This window comes from Micromonospora sp. NPDC049580, from assembly GCF_040675595.1.
Taxonomy (GTDB): Bacteria; Actinomycetota; Actinomycetes; order Mycobacteriales; family Micromonosporaceae; genus Micromonospora.
Map to the genome: position 1 here is coordinate 1 of NZ_JBFAPG010000048.1, position 21,906 is coordinate 21,906.

Genomic DNA, 21,906 nt, shown 5'->3' on the forward strand with positions numbered 1-21,906 from the left:
GTTTCTGCGGACCGGGGAGTGGCGTGGTGCAGACGCTTGACGAGGACGGCACCGTCGATCCGTGGCGCCGGCGGGTGCGCCGCGGCCGCCGGCAGATGCCCCTCTGGCAGGAGCTTCCACTGCTGCTGGTGGTCGCGTTCTGCCTCGCGGTGCTGATCCGCACATTCCTGCTCCAGGCGTTCTTCATCCCGTCCGGTTCGATGGAGGACACCCTTCTGATCGGCGACCGGGTGCTGGTCAACAAGGTCGTCTACGACGTCCGTGACCCGGTGCGCGGCGAGGTGGTGGTGTTCCGGGGCACCGACCGCTGGGCGCCGCAGGTCGACGAACAGCCGCAGCCCGGGTTCGCCGGCAAGGTCGCCCGCACCGTCGGGGACCTGGTCGGGGTGAGCCGCCCCGGCGAGAAGGACTTCATCAAACGGGTGATCGGCCTGCCCGGTGACCGGGTCAAGTGCTGCGACTCCCAGGGTCGGGTCACCGTGAACGGAACCCCGCTCGACGAACCGTACGTGCTGCGCGACTCCCCGCTGGATCTGCCACCGAATCCGCAGGAGTGCCGCTCCCGACGCTTCGACGAGGTGGTCGTACCCCCGGGTCAGATCTTCGTGATGGGCGACCACCGGGAGGTCTCCCAGGACGCGCGCTGCCAGGGGCCGGTGCCGATCGACAACGTGGTCGGCCGGGCGTTCATGGTGGTCTGGCCGTCGTCGCGCTGGGCCGCGCTGTCGGTGCCCTCGACCTTCGACGACGTGGCCGCGCCGGCTGCCGCCTCCTCCGGGGCGCCCCCGGTCCGTCCGTCCCCGCAGGGCGGTGTGCTGCTGATTTTCCCGTTGATGGCCGCGCTGAGGGGTTCCCGCGCGTTCCGGACGGTGCCGTCCGGCCCGGCAACGTAGGCTCCTTGGCGTGATTGACGAGCAGACCGACAAGCCCCGCAGCTCCTTCTGGAAGGAGCTGCCGATCCTGCTGGGTGTGGCGATCCTGGTCGCGGTGCTGGTCCGCGCCTTCGTGCTGCAGACCTTCTTCATCCCCTCTCCGTCCATGGAGAACACTCTCAAGATCGATGACCGGGTGTTGGTCAACAAGCTGGTCTACGACTTCCGATCGCCGCACCGCGGCGAGGTGATCGTCTTCAAGGCGCCCACCGAGTGGAGCGGCAACCCCGACGGTGAGGACTTCATCAAGCGGGTGATCGGCGTCGGCGGCGACCACGTGGTCTGCTGCGACGCACAGGAACGGCTGATGATCAACGGCAAGTCGCTCGACGAGCCGTACATCTTCTCGATCGACGGGGTCCGCGACAAGCCGGCCGACCAGGAGTTCGACATCACCGTGCCGAAGGGGCGGCTGTGGGTGATGGGCGACCACCGGTCGGCCTCGGGTGACTCGCTGGAGCACTGGCAGCAGTCCAACCAGAACATCACCGAGGCCACGATTCCCGAGGGCGAGGTGGTCGGGCGGGCGTTCACCGTCTTCTGGCCCGTCAACCGGGCCACCTGGCTGACAGTGCCCGATCAGTTCGACGGCATCGGAAAGCCGTAGAACCGGCGGGGGCATGGGCGATCGGCCGCACGTCTGGCAGGCTGGTGCGGTGACCGTCTACACCCCTCGACGCGCGGCGCGGGTGCTGCTCGTCGACGCGGCCGGCCGGGTCCTGCTGTTTCAGGGCTTCGACCCGGCCCGCCCGGAGCACCGCTACTGGTTCACTCCCGGCGGCGGGCTCGACGAGGCGGAGTCCCCGTCGACCGGCGCGGCACGGGAGTTGGCCGAGGAGACCGGGCTGCGGGTCGATCCCGCCGAGCTGGGCGAGCCCGTCTGGTCCGACACGACCGAGTTTCCGTTCGACGGCGACTGGTACCGCCAGGAGCAGGATTTCTTCCTGCTCCGGGTGCCGTCGTGGCAGGTCGACACCGTTGGCTTCAACGACGTCGAGCAGCGCAGCATCGCCGGTCACCGCTGGTGGCTGCCGGCCGAGCTGGCCGCCAGCGGCGACCGGTACTACCCGCCCGAGCTGCCCGACCTGCTGGCCCGGCTCCTGCCGCCGGCCGTCGAGGCGTCGTGCTGACCCCGCCGCGCACCGTCGTGCGCCGGGAGGCCGGCCTCTACGCGCTGGAACGGGCGCTGCAACGGCGCGGGTTCCGGCACGTGGCCGGCGCCGACGAAGCCGGCCGGGGCGCCTGCGCCGGCCCACTGGTCGCCGCCGCGGCGGTGCTGCCGGAGGGGCGACGCGGCGAGATCGACGGGCTGGCCGACTCCAAGCTGCTCACCCCGGCCAGCCGGGAGCGGGTGTACGCCGAGGTCGTGGACCGCGCCCTGGCGTACGCCGTGGTGGTCATTCCGGCCGACGAGGTCGACGCCCGGGGTCTGCACGTGTGCAACCTGGCCGCCATGCGCCGGGCGCTCGCCTCACTCACCACCCGACCGGAGTACGTGCTGACCGACGGCTTCGGCGTGGACGGCCTGGGCGTGCCGGGGCTGGCGGTGTGGAAGGGCGACCGGGTGGCCGCCTGTGTGGCGGCGGCCAGCGTGCTCGCCAAGGTCACCCGCGACCGGATCATGGTGGAGCTGGACGGGGTGTTCCCGGCGTACGGCTTCGCCGAGCACAAGGGCTACATCACCCCGGAGCACAGCGCGGCGCTGCGGGAGCACGGGCCGTGCCGGGAGCACCGCTTCTCGTACGTCAACGTCGCAGCGGTCTCCGGCCGCGACGGCCGGCCGCCGCGCGCCCGACGGCCCGTCGGCGCGACGTCGGACGAGCCGATGGAGCGCTCCTGGGCGTCAGGGGGTACCGTCGGCGTGGCGTTGGGCGAGCAGCCTCGGCCTCCGGCGCCGGTGGGGGAAGATGTGGTCATGGAAGGCGGAGTGCGATGAGCGCGGAAGATCTCGAAAAGTACGAGACCGAGATGGAGCTGCAGCTCTACCGGGAGTACCGCGACATTGTCCGCCAGTTCTCCTACGTGGTGGAGACGGAACGCCGGTTCTACCTGGCCAACCAGGTCGACCTGCACGTGCGCAACTCCGACGGCGAGGTCTACTTCGAGGTCGAGATGCACGACGCCTGGGTGTGGGACATGTATCGTCCTGCCCGCTTCGTGAAGAACGTCCGAGTGATGACTTTCAAGGACGTCAACGTCGAAGAGCTGGAGAAGCCCGACATCTCGCTGCCCGCCGACTCCGGCTTCGGCGGCTGACGACCCTCGGCCACGCCACGGTCCCCCCATCCGTGGCGCGGCCCGCCGCGCCGGTCACTCGGCCGGCACCACGACCTCGACGCGCTGCACCAGGTTGTTGGCGAAGCCGCCACGGTTCCACGGCTGCTCGACCGGCTGGGTCCGCCCGGACGCGTCGGTCGCCCGCGCGCTGAGCACGTACCGACCCGGCGTCGCCGTCCACTCGTGCCGCCACCGCCGCCAGGCGAACTCCCCGCCCGTCGCCGGGTCCAGCTCGGCCGGCGCCCAGCTCGCCCCGCCGTCGACGCTCACCTCCACCGCGACCACCGGGGCATGCCCCGACCAGGCCCGACCGTCCAGAGTGCATGGTCCCGGCGGCAGCACCCGGCGGCGCGTCATGAAGTCGGGAAAGCCCGGCGGGCGGACCAGCGCGCGTGGCTCGATCCGGGTGACCGGCACGCCCGGGTCGTCGGCGTCGCGACGCAGCCGGTACGCCACCGCGTTCTGGTAGCCCTCGAACGGCTCCGTCCGGACCTCGATCGAGTGCAGCCACTTGACGTGCGCCATGCCGTACCAGCCCGGCACGATCAGCCGCAGCGGGGCGCCGTGCTGCGGCAGCAGGGGAGCGCCGTTCATCTCGTACGCCAGCAGCACCTCCTCGCGCAGCGCGTCGGCCACCGGCAGCGCCCGCTGGTAGTCCTGCTCGACGCCGCGCTCGACCCCGTGGTCGGCGCCGGTGAAGACCACGTCGACCGCGTCCGCGCCCAGGCCCGCCTCGCGTAGCAGCGGCGCGAGGGGGGTGCCGGTCCACTCGGCGTTGCCGACCGCCTCGACCAGCCAGGGCTGGCTCACCGGCCGGGGGTGCAGCAGAGCCCGGCCGTTGCCGGCGCACTCCATCGTGACCCGGTGGGTGACCCGGGGTCGCTCGCGCAGGTCGGCCAGCGTGACGGTCAGTGGCCGGTCGACCGCGCCGGCGAGGGTCAGCGCGTGCGCCGCCGGATCCAGGTCCGGAATGTCGTAGTGGATCAGCAGATAGTGCAGCCCGGCCGGGGTGACGTCGTACCGCAGCGCCTCCAGCGGAAGGCCGTGGTTGCGGGCGGCGAGCTGCAACTCGTCGGCACTGATCGCCTCGTCGGGCTCGGCGAGCCGCGACGGGCCGCTCACGTCGGCCGCCCTCGGCCCCCGGTCATCGACAGTGGTCATGCGATGCCTCCCCGGTGCAGACGGCGGCACCCGCCGTACGCGGCCCAGCCTAGGCCCTTCGTGGCGGCCCGGTGGTGGTGTCCTGGGCCGGTTGGCGTCGGGCCGGGACAGCGCTCGCATAACAGATCATCGAGCCGTTCGGTGGTCGTCCACAGCACCTCCGGTTGTCCACAGCTTCGTCGGCCGGGCTGGCGGACGAGTCGGCCTCGGCCGGAGGCTGCCGTCATGCGACCGCCACCCGTCGACTCGATCCGCCGCACGCTGCTGCTGTGCGCCGCGCTCCCGCTCGCACTTACCGTCCAGCTCTGCGGGCTGGCGGTGCTGGTCGCGGCGGTGCCCGGCCAACCACCGACGCCGACCGTGCCGGTCGCGGCCGTGACCGACCCGCCCGCCGACCCAGCGCTCGCCGAGCGGTTCCGCTGGCCGGTCGACGGGCCACCTCGTCCGGTGCGCCGGTTCGACCCGCCGCCCCGACCGTGGCTGCCTGGCCACCGCGGCGTCGACCTGGCCGCGCCGGCCGGAGCGGTGGTCCGCAGCGCCGGGCCGGGCACCGTGCTCTTCGCCGGCCTGGTGGCCGGTCGACCGGTGGTCACCGTGGGGCACGCCGACGGGCTGCGGACCACCCACGAGCCGGTCCAACCCGTCGTACGCGTCGGCCAGGCGGTCACCGCCGGCACGCCGCTGGGCGAACTGCTGCCCGGGCATCCGGGTTGCCCGGCCGAGGCGTGCCTGCACTGGGGCCTGCGGCGGGGCGAGGAGTATCTCGACCCGTTGGCCCTGCTCGGCCTCGGCCCGGTGCGACTGCTCCCGGTGCGCCCGCCTCCGCTCGGTCGGGCGGGAGACGGTCAGCGCTGGGCGAGCAGCGCCGGCAGCCGCACGGCCAGCCGTTCGTACTCGTCGGCGGCGTTGTAGACCTGACCGGTGAGCCGCAGCCATCCGCGACCGTTCCAGCTCATCACCGCGACCTCGGCGGCGAGCCGCTCGCCGATCCGCGCCTGCAACGCCCGCGCCGCGTCGATCGTGGTGCCCGTGCCGGGCGGCAGCGGAATGAGGCGCAGGGCCACCCCCGGTCCGCCGGGGTCGGGCAGATCAGCGGGGGCCACCCCGAGCGCGTCCCCCACCACCCGCTGACCGTACGCGGCGAGCGCGGCGTTGTGCGCCCGTACCCGGTCGACGCCGAGGCTGCGCAGCGTGAACAGTCCGGCCGGGGAGGCCAGCCAGGAGGTGTAGTCGAGGGTGGCCTGCCATTCGACCCGGGCCGGGAAGCCTGCTCCCTGCTCCCACGAGACCACCAGCGGCTCGATCCGCTCCCGCCACTGTGGGGCCACCGCCAGCAGGGCGGTGCCGCGCGGGGCGTACCCCCACTTGTGCAGGTTGCCCGCCCAGAAATCCGCGCCGATGCTGGCGACCGTGGTGGCCAGCATCCCGGGGGCGTGTGCCGCGTCCACCAGGACGGGCACGCCGCCCTCGTGGGCCACCCCGACGATGGCGGCGATCGGGAAGAGCCTGGCGGTGGCGGAGGTGAGCTGGTCGACGACGAGCAGCCGCGTCCGCCCCGGGCGCAGGCCGGCCCGGATGGTCTGCACGATCTGTTCGTCGGTGGCGGCCAGCGGGATCGGCAGGACGCGGCTGACCGCGCCGGTGCGCCGGCACTCCCGCTGGATGGCCAGGCTCACCGCCCCGTACCCGTGGTCGGTGCTGAGCACCTCGTCACCGGGTTGCAGGCCCACCGACTGAAGCACCACGGCGACGCCGGTGGTGGTGTTGCCGATCAGCGCGCTGCCGTCCGGGTCGGCGCCCAGGAACCCGGCGAGGTGCCGGCGGGTGTGCGCGATCCGGTCGACGAGCCCCTGGGTGAAGAAGCGCAGCGGGTTGGCCTCCATCTCGTCGCGCAGCCGCTGCTGGGCCCGCTGCACGCCGATCGGCACCGCGCCGAACGATCCGTGGTTGAGATGGCTGACCGCCGGGTCCAGGGAGAACAGCAGGCGGGCGCCCGGGATCGGCTCGGGGGGCTGCGGGACGCTCACCCGATGATCGTAACCGTCGAGCGACCCGCCCCCTCGGCCCTTGATCAGGCGCGGGGATGTGCCTGCCGGTAGGCGGCGCGCAGCCGTTCCACCGAGACGTGGGTGTAGATCTGCGTGCTGGCCAACGACGAATGGCCGAGCAGCTCCTGCACGGCGCGCAGGTCGGCCCCGCCCTCCAACAGATGGGTGGCGGCGGAGTGGCGCAGCCCGTGCGGGCTGGTCCGGGGAAGGCCGGCCGTCTCGGCGTACCCGCCGACGATCTGTCGCGCGGTCGTCGGGTTGAGCCGGCCACCGCGAGCCCCGAGCAGCAGCGCGTCGCCGGAGCGGGCACCGGTCAACAGCGGTCGGCCCCGGCGCAACCACTCGTCCAACGCCCGCTGCGCGGGCACGCCGTAGGGCACCGAGCGCTCCCGACCGCCCTTGCCGAACACCCGGATCACCCGGCGGCCGTGGTCGACGTCCCCGACGTCCAGCCCGCACGCCTCGCTGACCCGCACGCCGGTGGCGTAGAGCAGCTCCAGCAGAACCCGGTCGCGCAACAGCACCGCCTCGGCGGCGGCCGCGTCCGGCGCCGCAACCGTCATGGCTTCCGTCGTGATCGTGGCGGGTGCGGTCGTCGGCTGCCGGGCCGGTGCCTCCACCAGGGCGGCGGCCTGGTCGGCGCGCAGGACGCTGGGCAACTCCCGGTGAGCACGAGGGCTGGCCAGTGCGGCGCCCACGTCGGAGGGGAGCAGCCCGGCGCGGTGCGCCCACGCGCTGAACGCCCGCGCCGAGGCGGCCCGACGGGCCAGCGACGTACGGGCGGCGCCGGTGGTCCGTTGCCGGGCCAGCCAGCTCCGCAGCACCGACAGGTCCAGCTCGGCCACCTCCAGGCAGCCCATCCGGACGGCGTGGTCGAGCAAGGCGACCACATCGGTCACGTACGCGCGGACGGTGTGGGCCGACCGGTTGCGGACCCGGGAGAGGTGCTCGGCGAAGTCGTCGACCGCGTCCCGCAGCGCCGGCGGCAGCTCCTGGTGGGTGGCCCGGGTGCCCCGGGTGGACCGGCTCACCGCCGCCGCGCCGATGGCGGCGTTGCGATGGCTGCACCCCCACTGACAGTTGGCACGGCACCAGCGTACGGCCGAGAGCCGCGCAGCGTTCGCCACGATGGTGCCGGTGTCGCCACCACGCCCGTGCACTGGGGCAGTTCGTCTGTTTATGCGCCGCCCCTTCGGCTTGGTGGCCGGGGCGAGGGCGCAGCCGTCGTCGCGGCCACCACCATGGACGGCTCCTTCAGCAACGACAGCTTTCGCCTAGACGAATAAGTCCTAACTCAAGACGGGGCTGGGGCTGCGGCGAAGGGCGCCGGTCATCCGCTGTGGCTGCCCGTCGTGTCGATGTGCTGTTGAGCGGTATACCTCAGAGGTATGAATATGACTCTGAGGTATACCGCTTACGACCGCATCCGCCCCCACGGAGGTGACCGAGGGTCACCGCCGGCCGCCGGCTGCGCCAACCGCCGCAGCAAAGGTTAGGAATTATTTGTCTAGGCCTGAAGGTGGCGGGACGGACCTGGAGCTGGTCCGCCTGAAGCGGCAGATAGCCGGCGGCGGCGTGGAGTGGCTGATCCCCGCCGTGACGGAGCGCGGGAAGCCCGGCCGCCGCTTCGGTCCCCCGAAGGCAGGGAGACGGCCCCGGGTGCGGCTACCGCCCCGGGGCCGCTCCGTGTCTCGGGAGGGCCTCCGGACGGGCGGAAGGACCTACTCCTCGTCCCCGTCGGTCGGGCGGGGCGGGCGGGGGTGCCCCTCCGACCCCGACCCGGGAGGTTGACGTGGCACCAGACGACGAACTAAACCGACTAACTGAGCGGGTCCCAGCGGGCACCCGGGGTGGTCTTCGGCTCGGTGAAATCGGTCCTGAACAACGCGCATCCACCCCTGCGCCGGTTGAGCCGCTGGTCGCCGGTTCGGTACCGGGGAATCCAGCGGTGAGCGACCTTCAGCGGCACGCCCCGGTCCGACCGTTCTGGTTCTGCGCGGCGGATGCCCAGCCCTGGCCGTGTGGTCGAGCCCGCGCCGATCTGGCCGGCGAATACGCCGACGAGCCCCGGTTACTGGCGGTCGACATGGCTGATTGCTTGGGGGAGGCGACCCGGGACCTGTGCGGGCTTTACCCGGAGCCCCCGAACCCAGTCGAGATGTACGCCCGCTTCCTCGGCTGGGTCCGGCACCTCGCGATCAACCGGTTCCGCAATGCCGGCCGGTTCCCGCTATAGCGCAGTAACGCCGAGCTTTCGTTCCTCCGGTCGGGGACTCACGCATATTTGTCGGACGGCGGAGATGGCCCCCGCACGGCCGAGTATCCGCCGCCGCAGTCCACACTGGTGCCGGTGTCGCCACACCCATGACCGTGCGCCGTGGCGGTTCGTTGCTTATCCGCCGCCCTTCGGTGTGGTGGCCGGGGCGAGGGCGTAGCCGTCGTCGCGGCGCACCACCATGGACAGCTCCTCCAGCAGCGACAGCTTGCGCAGCGCGGTACGCACGTTCACGCCGGCGCGGGCGGCGAGCGCGTCCACTCCCCGTACGCCCCGTCGGGGCAACGCCTCCAGCAGCGACCGGGCGTCGTCGTCCAACGCGTCGGTCGGCCGCTGCGGGCCACGGGCCAGCGGGGCCAGGTCCGCGCCGACCCGGCCCACCTCCTCGAGCACGTGCGCCACCCCGGTGACCAGCCGCACCTCGGAGCGCTCGCGGAGCAACTCGTGTGCGCCGACGGACATCGCCGAGGTCACCGGCCCGGGCACGACCATCGCGACCCGTCCGGTGTGGATGGCCCGTCGGGCGGTCTGCGTCGCGCCGCTGCGCGCCGACGCCTCCACCACGACGGTGCCGAGGGTGCCCCCGGCGATGACCCGGTTGCGGATCAGGAACCGGGGGCGTAGCGGCTCGGCGCCGGGTGGCCACTCGCTGACCAGCAGCCCCGTGTCGGCGATCCGGTCGAAGAGCGCGGTGTTGCCCATGGGATACGGCCGGTCCACCCCGCAGGCCAGCACCGCGACGGTCAACCCGCCCGCGTTGAGGGCACCCCGGTGGGCTGCCGCGTCGATGCCGAACGCGCCGCCGGAGACCACGGTCCAGTCCCGCTCGGCCAGCCCGTACCCCAGTTCCGTGGCGACGTGCTGGCCGTAACCGGTGGCCGCCCGCGCGCCGACCACCGCCACCGAACGCTCCAGCGCCTCGCCCAGCGGCCAGGCTCCGCGTACCCAGAAGCAGAGCGGCGGCGCGGTCTCACCGTCCACCCGGCGGGTGGCGTCCGGCAGCCGGAGCGTTTTCAGGCCGGCCACCCGGGCCGGCCACTCCGCGTCGTCGGGGGTGACCAGGCGGGCGCCGAGCCGGTCGGCCCGCTCCAACGCCTCGGCGGCGACCGCCCGCGCGTCACCGGCGGCTGACCGGGCGGCCACCGTGCTGTGCAGCCAGCCGTCGGGGCTGCCGCCGTCGAGCAACAGATCCAGTGTCGCCACCGGACCGAGTCGGTCGACCAGCTGGTGCACCGCCCGGGTGCCCGGCTCGGCCAACCAGGTCAGCGCCACCCGGGCCAGTCTGCTCTCCTCGTCGGCGCTCATGCCGCCTCCCCCGTCCGTAGTTGGATCGCCTCTCGTACGTCGTCGCGGTCCGGCCGGTCCCGGCCGTCCAGGTCCGCGATGGTCCAGGCCATCCGGATCACCCGGTCGAAGCCCCGTGCCGAGAGCGAGCCGGAGTCGAGTCGGCCGCGCAGCTCGGCGGTGACCAGCGCCGGTAGCCGCCACGGCGGGCGGCGCAGGAGCGGGCCGTCCACCTCGGCGTTGAGTCGCCGCCCGAGGCTGGCCCAGCGGTTGGCCGCCGCGCGGCGGGCCGCCGCGACCCGGGCGGCGACCGTGGCCGAGGACTCGGCGTCGCCGACGGACGCCATCAGCTCCGCCGCCCGTACGGGCATCAGCCGCACCTGCACGTCGATCCGGTCGAGCAGCGGCCCGGAGAGCCGGCCCAGGTAGCGACGGCGGACCAGCGGCGAGCACTCGCAGTACGCGTCGCCGGACGGCTTCGCGCACGGGCACGGATTGGCGGCCAGCACCAGTTGGGTCCGGGCCGGGTACTCGGTGCCGCCCCCGCTGCGGCTCAGCTGGATGCGGCCGTGCTCCAGTGGCTGGCGCAGCGCCTCCAGCGCGCCCTTGCTGAACTCCGGCGCCTCGTCCAGGAAGAGCACCCCGCGGTGGGCCAGCGACACCGCGCCGGGGCGGGCCAGCCCGGAACCGCCGCCGACGAGGGACGGGATCGTGGCCGTGTGGTGCGGTGCCTGGAACGGCGGGCGGCGCAGCAGTTGACCACCCGGTGGCAGGAGCCCGGCGACCGAGTGCAATGCGGTCACCTCCAGCGCCGCGTCGTCGTCCAGCTCGGGCAGGAGTGACGGCAGCCGCTCGGCCAGCATCGTCTTGCCGGCGCCTGGAGGGCCGAGCAGCGCGATGTGGTGCCCGCCCGCCGCGGCGACCTCCAGCGCCCGCCGGCCCAGCTCCTGCCCGGCGACCTCGGCGAGGTCGGGGCCGCCGGGAACCGGTGCCGGGGCGTCCGGCGGTGGTTCGATCAGCGGGCTGCCGTCGCGCACGAAGGCGACCAGCCGGTGCAGCGTGTCCACCGCCCGCACCCGTACGCCGGGGATGACCGCGGCCTCGGCGGCGTTGCCGGTCGGCACGATGACCCGTTCGACGCCGGCCCTGGCCGCGGCGGCGACCATCGGCAGCACCCCGCGCACCGGCCGGACCGTTCCGTCCAGTCCCAACTCGCCGAGGACCACGACCCCCTCCAGCGGAAGCAGCGGTAGCTCACCCGAGCCGCCCAGCAGCGCGGCGGCGATGGCCAGATCGAACGCCGAGCCGAACTTCGGCAGCGTGGCCGGCAGCAGGTTCAGCGTGATCCGCCGGTTCGGCCAGCGTTGGCCGGAATTGACCACGGCGGCCCGGACCCGGTCGCGGGCCTCGTGCAGGGCCGTGTCCGGCAGGCCGGAGATCACCACGGCCGGCAGGCCGGCGGCCAGGTCCGCCTCGACCTCGACGAGGTGGCCGGTGACGCCGACCAGCCCCACGCAGAGCACCTTCGCGTAGCTCATGACGCGTCACCGATCCGTCGGCGGCGCATCTCAGAACGCGCCCTTGAGGTGATCGACCTGCGCGGGACCGGCGGCGGGCAGTCGTACCGACAGCACGTCGAACCGCACCTCGTCGGCGCTCGTGCCGGTCTCGGCGAGCCAGATCGCGGCGAGCCCGCGCAGGCGACGGGCCTTGGCCGGTACGACAGCCTCGGCCGGTGTGCCGAACACGTCGCCCCGACGCGTCTTCACCTCGCAGAACGCGAGCACCGGCCCGTCCCAGGCGATGATGTCGATCTCGCCCTGCGGGCAGCGCCAGTTCCGGACGATCGGGCGTAGCCCCGCCTCGCTCAGGTGCCGGGCGGCGCACCGCTCGCCGTACGCGCCGACCGCCTGGTTCCGCTTCGTCATGGCCGCGACGGTGCCCGTCCGAGGGCGGGCGTCGCGACCCCACGACGGCCCGGCTGTGGACGACGGGTGTCCTGTGGACAACCGGACGATCAAGCCCGGGCTGTGCTATGCGGCGACCCCGACCCGGACGCCGTGCCGCACGCCTCCCCGCTGATCGCTGGCGGCCGGCCGGGCCGAAATGGCGCGGGCGTGGCCGGTCGCATACGGTGCCTGACGTGGACGGACGACGGAGCTTTCCGGAAGATCAGGAGTCGCGCTGGTATCCCGACGAGCGGGGTCGCGGTTACGGCGATTCCGAGTGGCGCGGTGCGGGTGAGCCGCGATACCGGGACAGCGAGATCCCCGAGCAGCGCGGCGGCGAAGACGGTCGATCCGTCGAGGACACCGGCGTCGGCCGACGCCGGGAGCCGGATTCGACGCGCTTCGGCGCAACCCCGGAGCCGGGCTCGGGCCGCTTCGGCGCCGTGGACGCGGGCCGGTTCGGCGCCCCGCCCGAGTCGGACTCGGGCCGTCTGAGCGCGGTGGACGCGGGCCGGTTCGGTGGCCCGCCCGAGTCGGACTCCGGGCGGTTCGGCGCCGTCGACGCCCAAGCGGGGATGTTCGGCAGCGGCGAGGCCGACTCTGGACGCTTCGGCGCGGTCGACCCGCTGGGTGACGCGCGTACGGACGGGGACGGTTACCGGGCGACCCGCTCGCGCAGGGCGGATCGGGACCCCTCGGAGATCTCCGGGGAGCTGCCCGGCCGCCGAGCCGCCCGAGAGTCGCTGAGCCCCGCCGCGCCGGAGGTGGCGCGAGACGCCACGCCGGAGGCCGCCCGAGACGCCGGGTCAGCGGCCGGCAGAGATGTCGGGCCAGCGGCTGGTGTGCTCGCCGACCAGGCTCGGCCCGCCCCGCTCGCCGGATATCCGATCATCGAGCCGAACCGGGGCGGCGGGGAGCAGCCGCACCCGCTGGAGATGCCTACCGGCCCGATGCCGGGGATCGGCCCGCGGCCCGACCTGCCCGCCGGCGAGCCGCCGGTGTACCCCCAGCCGGCAGACGGTGTCTACCGGACCCGTCGCCCGGCGTTGGCCGCGCTCTTCGCCCTGCTGGCGTTGATCTTCGAGGTCCCCGCGCTGCGGGTGTTGCTGGCGGGCGTGACCGGCGACCCGCTGGACGCCGGCAACGTCGTGGTGGGCATCTGCCTGGTCGCCGCGCTGCCGATCTTCGCATCGGGACTGTACGGGCTCAAAACCGGCGGAATGGCGCTCTCCGACAGCGGACGGGGCTGGCTGCGCCCTCCCACGGCGTACCTGACCGTCGGCCTGGTGCTCTTCGTCGCCGCCGCCCTCGCCGCCGGCTGATCCCCGCCCGGCCGCCCCGCCCGGCCGCCCCGCCCGGCAGCCCGCCCACGCGCACCCGGGGGCCGTCGGGCGGGGGAGGGGCGTACACTGGCCAACTGGCGACCGCCTCGCGCGGTCGACCTCGCGCGCCCTCTTCACGAATCGTCGTGAAGCGACGGCCTCCCTGGTCCCGATCTTGATCGGGCCCACCATGGGCCGGGCGTCCTGGCGCCTGGTCGCCGGCCGGGCGTGACAACCAGGGATCTTGAGGAGTACCCCAACCATGGCCGTCGTGACCATGCGTCAGCTGCTGGAGAGCGGTGTCCACTTCGGGCACCAGACCCGGCGCTGGAACCCGAAGATGAAGCGCTTCATCATGACCGAGCGCAACGGCATCTACATCATCGACCTGCGCCAGACTCTCGACTACATCGAGAAGGCGTACGAGTTCGTGCGTGGGACCGTCGCCGAGGGTGGCAGCATCCTCTTCGTCGGCACCAAGAAGCAGGCCCAGGAGGCCATCGCCGAGCAGGCGACCCGGGTCGGTCAGCCGTACGTCAACCACCGCTGGCTCGGTGGCATGCTGACCAACTTCCAGACGGTGTACAAGCGGCTCCAGCGGATGAAGGAGCTGGAGGGCCTGGGTGACCTCAGCGGCACCGCCGCCGGTTACACCAAGAAGGAGACCCTGCAGCTCTCCCGCGAGAAGATCAAGCTGACCCGCACGCTGGGTGGTCTGCGGGACATGCAGAAGCTGCCGGCCGCGGTCTGGATCGTCGACACCAAGAAGGAGCACATCGCCGTCGACGAGGCCCGCAAGCTGGGCATCCCGGTGATCGCCGTTCTCGACACCAACTGCGACCCGGACGAGGTCGACTTCCCGATCCCGGGCAACGACGACGCCATCCGCTCCGCCGAGCTGCTGACCCGGGTGGTCGCGGCCGCCGTCGCGGACGGTCTGATCGCGCGTTCCGGTCGTCGCCGGGGCGGGGACGAGAAGCCCGAGGGTGTCGCGAGCGACGAGCCGCTGACCGAGTGGGAGCGCGAGCTGCTGGAGCCGAAGAAGGCCGACGAGTCGGCCGCTGCCGCCGCCGAGCAGCCCACCGAGCAGCCCGCCGCTGCCGCCGCCGAGCAGCCCGCTCCGGAGCAGCCGGCGCAGGCCGCCACCGAGCAGCCGGCGGCCGCCACCGCGGAGTGACCCGCACCGTCGCTGCCCGTCCGTCCGTTTTCCGAAGACGGCGGGCAGCGGCGGTACGCCGGGCACGATCCGCCCGGATCCGGGTAACCGGCACCTCTGACCATCCACACGCCGTCTCAACACCGAAGAGAGAGCCATGTCCCAAATCACCGCCGCGGACGTCAAGAAGCTCCGCGACCTCACCGGCGCCGGCATGATGGACAGCAAGAAGGCGCTGACCGAGGCCGAGGGCGACTTCGACAAGGCCATCGAGATCCTGCGCGTCAAGGGCGCCAAGGACGTCGGCAAGCGGGCCGGCCGTACGGCGGCCAACGGCCTGGTCGCCCACTCCGGCAAGGCGCTGCTCGAGCTCAACTGCGAGACCGACTTCGTCGCCAAGACCGAGTCGTTCATCGCGCTGGCCCAGCAGCTGGTGGAGCACGGCGAGCGTTCCGGCGTGAACAACGCCGAGGAGCTGCTCGCCTCCGAGCTGGACGGCAAGGTCGTCGCGGACCTGGTCCAGGAGCAGTCCGCCAAGATCGGCGAGAAGCTGGTGCTCAACCGGTTCGCCAAGGTCGAGGGCACCACCGCGGTCTACCTGCACCGCAAGGCGCAGGACCTGCCGCCGGCCGTCGGCGTGCTGGTGTCGTACACCGGCAAGTCGGACGAGGCGGGCGACGCTGACGCCCGTGGTGTCGCGATGCAGATCGCCGCGATGCGGCCGAAGTACCTCACCCGGGACGAGGTTCCGGCCGAGGTCGTCGAGTCCGAGCGGCGCATCGCCGAGCAGACCGCCCGCGAGGAGAACAAGCCCGAGGCGGCCCTGCCGAAGATCGTCGAGGGTCGGGTGAACTCCTTCTTCAAGGACTACGTCCTGATCGAGCAGTCGTCCGTGGCTGACAACAAGAAGACGGTGAAGCAGGTGCTGGCCGAGGCCGGCATCGAGGTCACCCGCTTCGTGCGGTTCGAGGTCGGCCAGGCCTGAGCCGCCACCGGGCGCCGCGCGCGCCCGTGGGCGCAAGACGTCGACGAGGAGGCCGCCGGTGTACGTGACAGGCACCGCGGCCTCCTCGTCACATAGGGTCGGCAGCGGCAGGTTCGCGGTAACGCGTCGCGCGGGGCGTGCGCGTGGGGGAAGGCGGGGCGGATGACGCAGGTTGTGAGTGACCGGACGCTGGCGGTGGACGATCCGACGGCGCCGCCGCCGGGACGGGCCCGCCGGGTGGTGCTGAAGCTCTCCGGTGAGGTGTTCGGTGGCGGCGCGATAGGCGTCGACCCGGACGTCGTCCAGGCCATCGCCCGACAGATCGCCACCGTGGTCCGCCGCGGCGTACAGGTCTCCGTCGTGGTTGGCGGCGGCAACTTCTTCCGCGGGGCGGAGCTGCAGAAGCGCGGCATGGACCGGGCCCGCGCCGACTACATGGGCATGCTCGGCACCGTGATGAACTGCCTCGCCCTTCAGGACTTCCTGGAGAAGGAGGGTATCGAGACCCGGGTGCAGAGCGCCATCACCATGGCCCAGGTCGCCGAGCCGTACATCCCGCTGCGGGCGATCCGGCATTTAGAGAAGGGCCGCGTGGTCATCTTCGGCGCCGGCGCCGGGATGCCGTACTTCTCCACCGACACCGTGGCCGCCCAGCGGGCGCTGGAGATCCGGGCCGACGTGGTGCTGATGAGCAAGAACGGCGTGGACGGCGTCTACACCGCCGACCCCAGGATCGACCCCACCGCCAGCAAGCTCGACTCGATCACCTTCTCCGAGGTGCTGCGCCGCAACCTGCGGGTGGCCGACGCCGCTGCGTTCAGCCTCTGCATGGAGAACGGCCTGCCGATGCTGGTTTTCGGCGCGCAGGGTGACGACACCATCATCCGCGCGGTGGGTGGCGAAAAGATCGGCACCCTGATCACCGCCTGAGCCCCGCCGGTGGCGACGGCAGCAGCGGTCTGACGACTTTCAGCAAGGCCCACGACGAGCACAGAAGGAGGCGAGGAGACCGGTGATCGACGACACCCTCCTCGAGGCCGAGGAGAAGATGGAGCGTGCGGTTGAGCACGCCAAGGAGGAGTTCGGCGCCATCCGTACCGGTCGCGCCAACGCCGCCATGTTCTCCAAGGTCATCATCGACTACTACGGCACGCCCACGCCGCTGACGCAGATGGCGTCCATCGCGGTTCCCGAGCCGCGGATGGCCATCATCAAGCCGTACGACAACTCGCAGATCAACGCGATGGAGAAGGCGATCCGCGACTCGGACCTCGGGGTGAACCCGAACAACGAGGGCAACCAGCTGCGCATCCTGCTCCCACAGATGACCGAGGAGCGCCGCCGCGACATGATCAAGGTGGCCCGGCACAAGGGCGAGGAGGCCAAGGTGGCCATCCGCAACGTCCGCCGCCGCGCCAAGGAGGAGCTGGACCGGATCGTCAAGGACGGCGAGGCCGGCGAGGACGATGGTCGCCGCGCCGAGAAGGAACTGGACGACCTGACGCAGCGCTACGTCGCCAGCATCGACGACCTGGTCAAGCACAAGGAGACCGAGCTGCTGGAGGTCTGAGGCCCGACCCGGCGTCCGCCGGGTGAGCAGCCGACGTGAGGCCCGCCCCCGATCCGGGGACGGGCCTCGTGCCGTCTGCGCGTCAGCGGGGGATCCGGACGGTACGGGTCGTCTCGGTCAGGGTCGTTCCGACGTACGCGTCGTGCAGCTCGAAGCGCACGGTGGCCCGACCCGGGTGCAGCACCGGGCCGCCCCGGTAGAAGCCCATCGAGATGCTGGCGGTGCCACCGTCGCAGACGATCTCGCCGGCGCCGAGGCCGCCGGTGGCCCAGTAGGTCGGCAGGCCGTCCTGGGTCAGCGACGCCGACAGGAAGTACACGCCGGTCGGGCAGTTGCGCACCTCCCCCCGGGCGGTGGCGGCCGGGAACGCCGGCCCGGTGCCGTCGGGACTCCCGTCGTACAGGTAGATCTCGCTGGTGCGGTGGTCGATCCTGATGCTGGCGTTCCGCGTCGCCGCGGTGGCCGGTGGGGCCGCCGTCAGGACGAGGGCGACCATCGTCAGCACCGCCAGGCTGATTCTGCGCACGAACGTTCCTCCCCGCTGCTGTGGTGGAAACCGCCGGCGGACGCCAGCACACCGACAGCCGACCACCGACGGGTAGCGCGGGTCATCCCCTGTTCGCCCGGATGCTCGGTCGGATAGGCGTCGATGCACCGCCGGTGCTCGTGCGGACGGTGGGCGCGGTTCTCGGGCCGCCGTGCGGCCGCCGCCGTCGTGGCAGCGCGGCGACTCGCCGGATCTCGCTCACCGCGACCCCCGGAGGGGCCCCGGCGGTCAGGGGCGCCATCGTCCGCCTCGCCCCGGCGGCGGGTGCAGTAGGCTCGGCAGGATTCCCGGCCACCGGGCGGTGCACACCGGGAATCGACCGACCGTCGGGGCGGTCGAGCCGGAGGAACACAGTCGCGCGTGTAGGGGATGCTTGTGGTCTTGCGTCATGTGGTGGTACTCGTGCCGCGTCGCGGTGCGTGATGTCCCACCCCGACCCCTACACCGACGAGCCGCGCGGCTGGGACCGGCCCGAGCGCCCGGTGGCCCTGCCCTGGCCCGAGCAGGAGCTTGAGGCGGGCCAGTGGAGCCGCCGTCCGGCCGCCGGGCCCGAGTTGTACGCCGAGCCCCGCAGCCGCCCGTACGCCGATCCGTACCCGGCAGACCCGTACCCGGCGGACCCGTACGACGAGCGCGGCCGGACGGTCCGCCCGGACGACCGGGACCGCTTCGACGACCGGGACCGGCGCGACCGTTTCGACGACCGGGACCGCTACGACGACGGCAACCAGCCCGACCGGTACGACGACCGGGGTCGCCCCGGCCGCTACGGCGACCGCCCGCCAGCGGGTGACGCTTCGCCACGTTATGCCGACCCCGGCGCCGGCCAGCGTTACGACGACCGGGACGCGCCGTCCCGCTTCGACGACCGTGACGTTCCGCCGCGCTTCGACGACGATGCCGGTTACCCGACCGCGCAGCTCGCGCCCATCGGCGCCGAGATCCTGCCGGACGACGATCCGGTGACCGAGCCGGAGCCGCCGAGCGGCCGGCGGCCGAAAGGCCGGCGACGGGCCAGCCTCGACCGGCCGGCGACCCAGCAGGTGGGCACCGGGCGGGCCGGCCGGAACCTGCCGGCGGCGATCGGGGTCGGGCTCGGCCTCGGCGCGCTGATCGTGGTTCCGCTGGTCTTCTACCCGCTGGCGTTCCTGCCGGTGATCGCCGCCGCCATCGCGGTCGGCATCTGGGAGATGGCCCGGGCGGTCCGCCGCAGCGGCGCCCACCCGCCGCTGGTGCCGCTGCTCGCCGGTGGCGTGCTGACCATCGGGCTGGCGTGGTTCGCCGGCCCGGACGCGCTCAGCCTGGGCCTGCTGGTCACCGTGCTGGGCACGATGGTCTGGCGGTTGGGCGACGGCCCGGCCGGCTTCCAGCGGGATCTCACCGCGGCCACCCTGATCGCGGTCTACGTGCCGTTCCTCGGCGGTTTCGCGGCGTTGCTGGCGGCGGCCCCCGACGACGGCCGGCTGCGCATCCTGGCCACGCTGATCGCGGTGGTCCTCTCCGACACCGGCGGGTACGCGGCCGGCGTCTCCTTCGGCCGCCACCCGATGGCCCCGTCGATCAGCCCCAAGAAGTCCTGGGAGGGCTTCGCCGGCTCGGTCACCGCGGCGGCGCTGGGCAGTGCGCTGCTGCTGTGGCTGATGTTCGACGTGGCCCCCTGGTGGGGTGCCGTGTTCGGGGTGGCCGTCTCCTGTGCGGCGGTCCTCGGCGATCTCGCCGAATCGATGATCAAGCGGGACCTCGGCGTCAAGGACATGAGCAACCTGCTGCCCGGGCACGGTGGCCTGATGGACCGGCTGGACTCGATCCTGTTCGCGGTGCCGACCGCGTACCTGCTGTTGGCGATCTTCGTGCCGACGGTGGGGTGAGGCATGGATCACCGTGGCCCGAGCGTTCGCGACCGCCGGCCGGGAGCGGTTCCACACCTCCGGAGGGGTGCCCGGCGCCGGAGGCGTGACACACTGGACCAGCCATGACGAGCCTGCCGTTGATCCCCGCCATCTCGGAAGCCCCCGCCGCACGCCGGGCCTCCATGCCGCCGCAGCACCTCGCCGACCTGGATCTGGCCGGCCGCCAGGCGCTGGTCGCCGGGTTGGGTGAGCCCGCGTTCCGTGCCAAGCAGATCTCCAACCACTACTTCGGGCGGCTGGTTCGCGACCCGCAGGCGATGACCGATCTCCCGGCGGCGACGCGTGAGCGGCTGGCCGACCAGTTGCTGCCCACGCTGCTCAATCCGGTGCGCGAGCTGGCCTGTGACGACGGCGCGACCCGCAAGGCGCTCTGGAAGCTGCACGACGGCGCGCTGGTGGAGAGCGTGCTGATGGGCTACCCGGACCGCGTCACGGTCTGCATCTCCAGCCAGGCGGGCTGCGGCATGGCCTGCCCGTTCTGCGCCACCGGCCAGGCCGGGTTGACCCGCAACCTGTCCACGGCGGAGATCGTCGACCAGGCGGTCTACCTGGCCGGGGTGGCGGCCTCGGGCGCGGTCGCCGGCTCACCGCCGCGGCTGTCGCACGTCGTGTTCATGGGCATGGGCGAGCCGCTGGCCAACTACAACCGGGTCATCGCGGCGATCCGTCGGCTGGTCAGCCCCGCTCCGGAGGGCCTGGGCCTCTCCCAGCGGCACATCACCGTTTCCACGGTCGGCCTGGTTCCGGCCATCCGCCGACTGGCCAGCGAAGACCTCTCTGTGACCCTTGCGTTGTCGCTGCACGCGCCCGATGATGATCTGCGCGACGAACTCGTGCCGGTAAACCAGCGCTGGAAGGTAGCCGAGGTGCTGGACGCAGCGTGGGACTACGCCGCCCGGACGGGCCGTCGCGTGTCCATCGAATACGCAATGATCAAGGACGTGAACGACCAGCCGTGGCGAGCTGACCTGCTCGGGCGGCTGTTGGCCGGCAAGTTGGCGCATGTGAACCTCATCCCGCTCAATCCGACGCCGGGCAGCCGCTGGGACGCGAGCCCGAAGCCGGTCGAGCGGGAGTTCGTCCGGCGCTTGCGTGACGCGGGAGTCTCCACCACCGTACGGGACACCCGGGGTCGCGAGATCGACGGCGCGTGTGGCCAGCTCGCCGCCGCCGAGGACACCGACACCTTCACCGACCGCGCCGGAGAGGCACCGGCGTGACCGGGCGTGGCGAACGAGACCAGGAGACATAGTGGCGAGTCAGGGTCAGCGTTTCCGGCGCAAGGCGCTCCGCCGGGGATACAAGGTCGACGAGGTGGATGCCTTCCTCGACCGGGTCGAGGCGACGCTCGACGGCCGGCAGGTGGGTGCGCCGGTGGCCTCCCAGGAGGTCCACGACGTCGTCTTCCGGGTCCGGTTCAACGGCTACGACGAGTGGCAGGTCGACCTGCACCTGGACCGGGTCGAGCGACAGCTGGCCGAGCTGGAGGAGCGCACGAGCGCCGGGCGCGGCGGCGACCCTCGGATGGGTGACCGGTTGGGCCCTCCGGATCGGATGGGCCCGCCGCTGCGCGACGACCGTGGGGGCATGGTTCCGCAGCCGATGCCGCCCCGGCCGATGCCCGCGCAGGCCGGTCCGCCGGCCGACCGCTACGGCCGGTACGACGAGCCCACCGGCGCCTTCGCCGGCGGGTACGACGCCCCCCGCGGCGGCTACGACGCGCAGCGCGGCCCCGGCGGCCCCGGCCCGATGGGGCCCGGTGGTCCGATGGGTGGCCACGGCGTCCCGCCGCGCGGTCTGCCCGCCGGTCCGGGGGCCTACGGTCCGCCGGACGAGCAGCGCATGCCCGGCGGCTACGGTCCGCCCGACGACCAGCGTGGGCCCGGCGGCTACGGTCCGCCCGACGACCAGCGTGGGCCCGGCGGCTACGGCCCGCCCGACGACCAGCGTGGGCCCGGTGGCGGCTATCCGCCGGAGGAGCCCCGCTTCGACGGCTTCGAGGCCGGTCGGCACGGTCGCGCCGACATGACCGCCGAGATCCGGATGCCCGAACGGGATCTGCGCGACATGCGCCGTGGCCCGGCCGGCCCGCCCCCGATGCCGCAGCAGGGCCTCGGTGGCCCGCCGATGGCGGGTCCGCCCGCCGTGGCCGGCCCGCCGATGGGTGGCCCGCCGATGGCCGGGCCTCCCGGCAGCGACCTGTACCGGGTCGACCAGATCCGCCGCAGCTTCCAGGTGCGCCGGTTCGGCAGCGGGTACGACCCGGACCAGGTGGACCGGTTCTTCGAGACCCTGCTCGGCGGCATGCAGCGCCGCAACCCGATGCCGGTCGACCCGAAGGATCTGGACACGCTCCGGTTCGGCCTGGTGCCCGGCGGCTACTTCGAGGCCGAGGTCGACGCCGCGCTCAAGGACGTGCAGGACATCCTCTTCGGGCGCTGACCCCGACACGTACGCGAACGAGGGCCCGTACCCCGGGTGGGGGCGGGC

At 73.0% G+C, this 21,906-nt stretch carries 22 protein-coding genes; 15 read left to right on the forward strand and 7 right to left on the reverse strand.

Features of this window, described 5'->3' with window-relative positions; all coding sequences use genetic code 11:
• Nucleotides 1-23: 23 nt before the first annotated feature.
• From lepB (AB0J68_RS06850) to AB0J68_RS06870, 5 genes are read left to right on the forward strand one after another with little or no spacing between them, the layout of a single operon-like run.
• Entirely contained in the window at nucleotides 24-893 is an 870-nt protein-coding gene (lepB, locus tag AB0J68_RS06850; RefSeq protein WP_354856386.1) for a signal peptidase I, read from the forward strand.
• A 10-nt stretch (nucleotides 894-903) separates the two neighbouring features.
• Complete coding sequence (gene lepB, locus AB0J68_RS06855) at nucleotides 904-1,539, forward strand: signal peptidase I (RefSeq protein WP_354856385.1); 636 nt, start codon at nucleotides 904-906, stop codon at nucleotides 1,537-1,539.
• Nucleotides 1,540-1,588: 49 nt separating this feature from the next.
• Nucleotides 1,589-2,062 carry an NUDIX domain-containing protein gene (locus tag AB0J68_RS06860; RefSeq protein WP_354856384.1) on the forward strand — a complete coding sequence of 158 codons (474 nt, stop codon included), beginning with the start codon at nucleotides 1,589-1,591 and terminating at the stop codon, nucleotides 2,060-2,062.
• Complete coding sequence (locus tag AB0J68_RS06865; RefSeq protein WP_355067861.1) at nucleotides 2,056-2,868, forward strand: ribonuclease HII; 813 nt, start codon at nucleotides 2,056-2,058, stop codon at nucleotides 2,866-2,868. The genes AB0J68_RS06860 and AB0J68_RS06865 overlap by 7 nt, the downstream gene beginning before the upstream one ends.
• Nucleotides 2,865-3,188 carry a DUF2469 domain-containing protein gene (locus tag AB0J68_RS06870; protein WP_007075222.1) on the forward strand — a complete coding sequence of 108 codons (324 nt, stop codon included), beginning with the start codon at nucleotides 2,865-2,867 and terminating at the stop codon, nucleotides 3,186-3,188. Before AB0J68_RS06865 ends, AB0J68_RS06870 begins: the two co-directional genes overlap by 4 nt.
• 54 nt (nucleotides 3,189-3,242) lie before the next feature.
• Here the strand turns inward: AB0J68_RS06870 and AB0J68_RS06875 are convergent, their stop codons facing one another.
• Nucleotides 3,243-4,370 carry a sulfite oxidase gene (locus AB0J68_RS06875; protein ID WP_363936738.1) on the reverse strand — a complete coding sequence of 376 codons (1,128 nt, stop codon included), beginning with the start codon at nucleotides 4,368-4,370 and terminating at the stop codon, nucleotides 3,243-3,245.
• A gap of 225 nt (nucleotides 4,371-4,595) precedes the next feature.
• Between AB0J68_RS06875 and AB0J68_RS06880 the strand changes: the two genes are divergently transcribed.
• Nucleotides 4,596-5,282, forward strand: a complete 687-nt coding sequence (locus AB0J68_RS06880; RefSeq protein ID WP_363936741.1) for a M23 family metallopeptidase — start codon at nucleotides 4,596-4,598, stop codon at nucleotides 5,280-5,282.
• Here AB0J68_RS06880 and AB0J68_RS06885 read toward each other — a convergent pair.
• Together AB0J68_RS06885 and AB0J68_RS06890 are read right to left on the reverse strand one after the other, a co-directional pair.
• The gene (locus AB0J68_RS06885) at nucleotides 5,216-6,397 is read right to left on the reverse strand and encodes an aminotransferase class V-fold PLP-dependent enzyme (RefSeq protein WP_363936742.1); all 1,182 of its coding nucleotides are present in this window, start codon (nucleotides 6,395-6,397) and stop codon (nucleotides 5,216-5,218) included. The two genes, AB0J68_RS06880 and AB0J68_RS06885, sit on opposite strands and share 67 nt — an antisense overlap.
• 44 nt (nucleotides 6,398-6,441) lie before the next feature.
• Nucleotides 6,442-7,449 carry a tyrosine recombinase XerC gene (locus tag AB0J68_RS06890; RefSeq protein WP_363936762.1) on the reverse strand — a complete coding sequence of 336 codons (1,008 nt, stop codon included), beginning with the start codon at nucleotides 7,447-7,449 and terminating at the stop codon, nucleotides 6,442-6,444.
• Nucleotides 7,450-8,366: 917 nt separating this feature from the next.
• On the opposite strand from AB0J68_RS06890, the gene AB0J68_RS06895 reads away from it, so the two are divergent.
• Entirely contained in the window at nucleotides 8,367-8,654 is a 288-nt protein-coding gene (locus AB0J68_RS06895; protein WP_354856377.1) for a flavin reductase, read from the forward strand.
• Nucleotides 8,655-8,810: 156 nt separating this feature from the next.
• On the opposite strand, the gene dprA is transcribed toward AB0J68_RS06895, so the two are convergent.
• Genes dprA through AB0J68_RS06910 form a run of 3 tightly spaced genes read right to left on the reverse strand, consistent with a single transcriptional unit; the run spans nucleotide 8,811 to nucleotide 11,905 of the window.
• Complete coding sequence (gene dprA / locus AB0J68_RS06900; RefSeq protein WP_363936745.1) at nucleotides 8,811-9,998, reverse strand: DNA-processing protein DprA; 1,188 nt, start codon at nucleotides 9,996-9,998, stop codon at nucleotides 8,811-8,813.
• Nucleotides 9,995-11,515, reverse strand: a complete 1,521-nt coding sequence (locus AB0J68_RS06905; RefSeq protein WP_355067871.1) for a YifB family Mg chelatase-like AAA ATPase — start codon at nucleotides 11,513-11,515, stop codon at nucleotides 9,995-9,997. Before AB0J68_RS06905 ends, dprA begins: the two co-directional genes overlap by 4 nt.
• 30 nt (nucleotides 11,516-11,545) lie before the next feature.
• Nucleotides 11,546-11,905 (reverse strand): YraN family protein, encoded by a 360-nt coding sequence (locus tag AB0J68_RS06910; RefSeq protein WP_354856371.1) that lies wholly within the window; start codon nucleotides 11,903-11,905, stop codon nucleotides 11,546-11,548.
• 215 nt (nucleotides 11,906-12,120) lie between these two features.
• On the opposite strand from AB0J68_RS06910, the gene AB0J68_RS06915 reads away from it, so the two are divergent.
• The 5 genes from AB0J68_RS06915 to frr all read left to right on the forward strand — a co-directional run bounded on the left by AB0J68_RS06915 (nucleotide 12,121) and on the right by frr (nucleotide 16,959).
• Nucleotides 12,121-13,248: a hypothetical protein gene (locus tag AB0J68_RS06915; RefSeq protein WP_363936748.1), complete on the forward strand. Its 1,128-nt coding sequence runs from the start codon at nucleotides 12,121-12,123 to the stop codon at nucleotides 13,246-13,248.
• Between the two features lie 262 nt (nucleotides 13,249-13,510).
• Nucleotides 13,511-14,425: a 30S ribosomal protein S2 gene (gene rpsB / locus AB0J68_RS06920; protein WP_363936751.1), complete on the forward strand. Its 915-nt coding sequence runs from the start codon at nucleotides 13,511-13,513 to the stop codon at nucleotides 14,423-14,425.
• Between the two features lie 136 nt (nucleotides 14,426-14,561).
• Complete coding sequence (gene tsf, locus AB0J68_RS06925) at nucleotides 14,562-15,389, forward strand: translation elongation factor Ts (protein WP_354856366.1); 828 nt, start codon at nucleotides 14,562-14,564, stop codon at nucleotides 15,387-15,389.
• Between the two features lie 162 nt (nucleotides 15,390-15,551).
• A complete protein-coding gene (pyrH, locus tag AB0J68_RS06930) occupies nucleotides 15,552-16,319 on the forward strand; it encodes a UMP kinase (protein ID WP_354856364.1) in 768 nt (255 codons plus the stop codon).
• Between the two features lie 82 nt (nucleotides 16,320-16,401).
• Nucleotides 16,402-16,959 carry a ribosome recycling factor gene (frr, locus tag AB0J68_RS06935; protein ID WP_354856362.1) on the forward strand — a complete coding sequence of 186 codons (558 nt, stop codon included), beginning with the start codon at nucleotides 16,402-16,404 and terminating at the stop codon, nucleotides 16,957-16,959.
• An 82-nt stretch (nucleotides 16,960-17,041) separates the two neighbouring features.
• On the opposite strand, the gene AB0J68_RS06940 is transcribed toward frr, so the two are convergent.
• Nucleotides 17,042-17,485: a hypothetical protein gene (locus AB0J68_RS06940; protein ID WP_355067876.1), complete on the reverse strand. Its 444-nt coding sequence runs from the start codon at nucleotides 17,483-17,485 to the stop codon at nucleotides 17,042-17,044.
• Between the two features lie 443 nt (nucleotides 17,486-17,928).
• Between AB0J68_RS06940 and AB0J68_RS06945 the strand changes: the two genes are divergently transcribed.
• From AB0J68_RS06945 to AB0J68_RS06955, 3 genes are all read left to right on the forward strand, one after another.
• Nucleotides 17,929-19,374, forward strand: a complete 1,446-nt coding sequence (locus AB0J68_RS06945; protein ID WP_363936756.1) for a phosphatidate cytidylyltransferase — start codon at nucleotides 17,929-17,931, stop codon at nucleotides 19,372-19,374.
• 104 nt (nucleotides 19,375-19,478) lie between these two features.
• Nucleotides 19,479-20,636, forward strand: coding sequence for a 23S rRNA (adenine(2503)-C(2))-methyltransferase RlmN (gene rlmN, locus AB0J68_RS06950; RefSeq protein ID WP_354856357.1), 1,158 nt, complete (start codon nucleotides 19,479-19,481; stop codon nucleotides 20,634-20,636).
• A 31-nt stretch (nucleotides 20,637-20,667) separates the two neighbouring features.
• The gene (locus tag AB0J68_RS06955) at nucleotides 20,668-21,858 is read left to right on the forward strand and encodes a DivIVA domain-containing protein (RefSeq protein ID WP_363936759.1); all 1,191 of its coding nucleotides are present in this window, start codon (nucleotides 20,668-20,670) and stop codon (nucleotides 21,856-21,858) included.
• The last annotated feature ends 48 nt before the right edge of the window (nucleotides 21,859-21,906 follow it).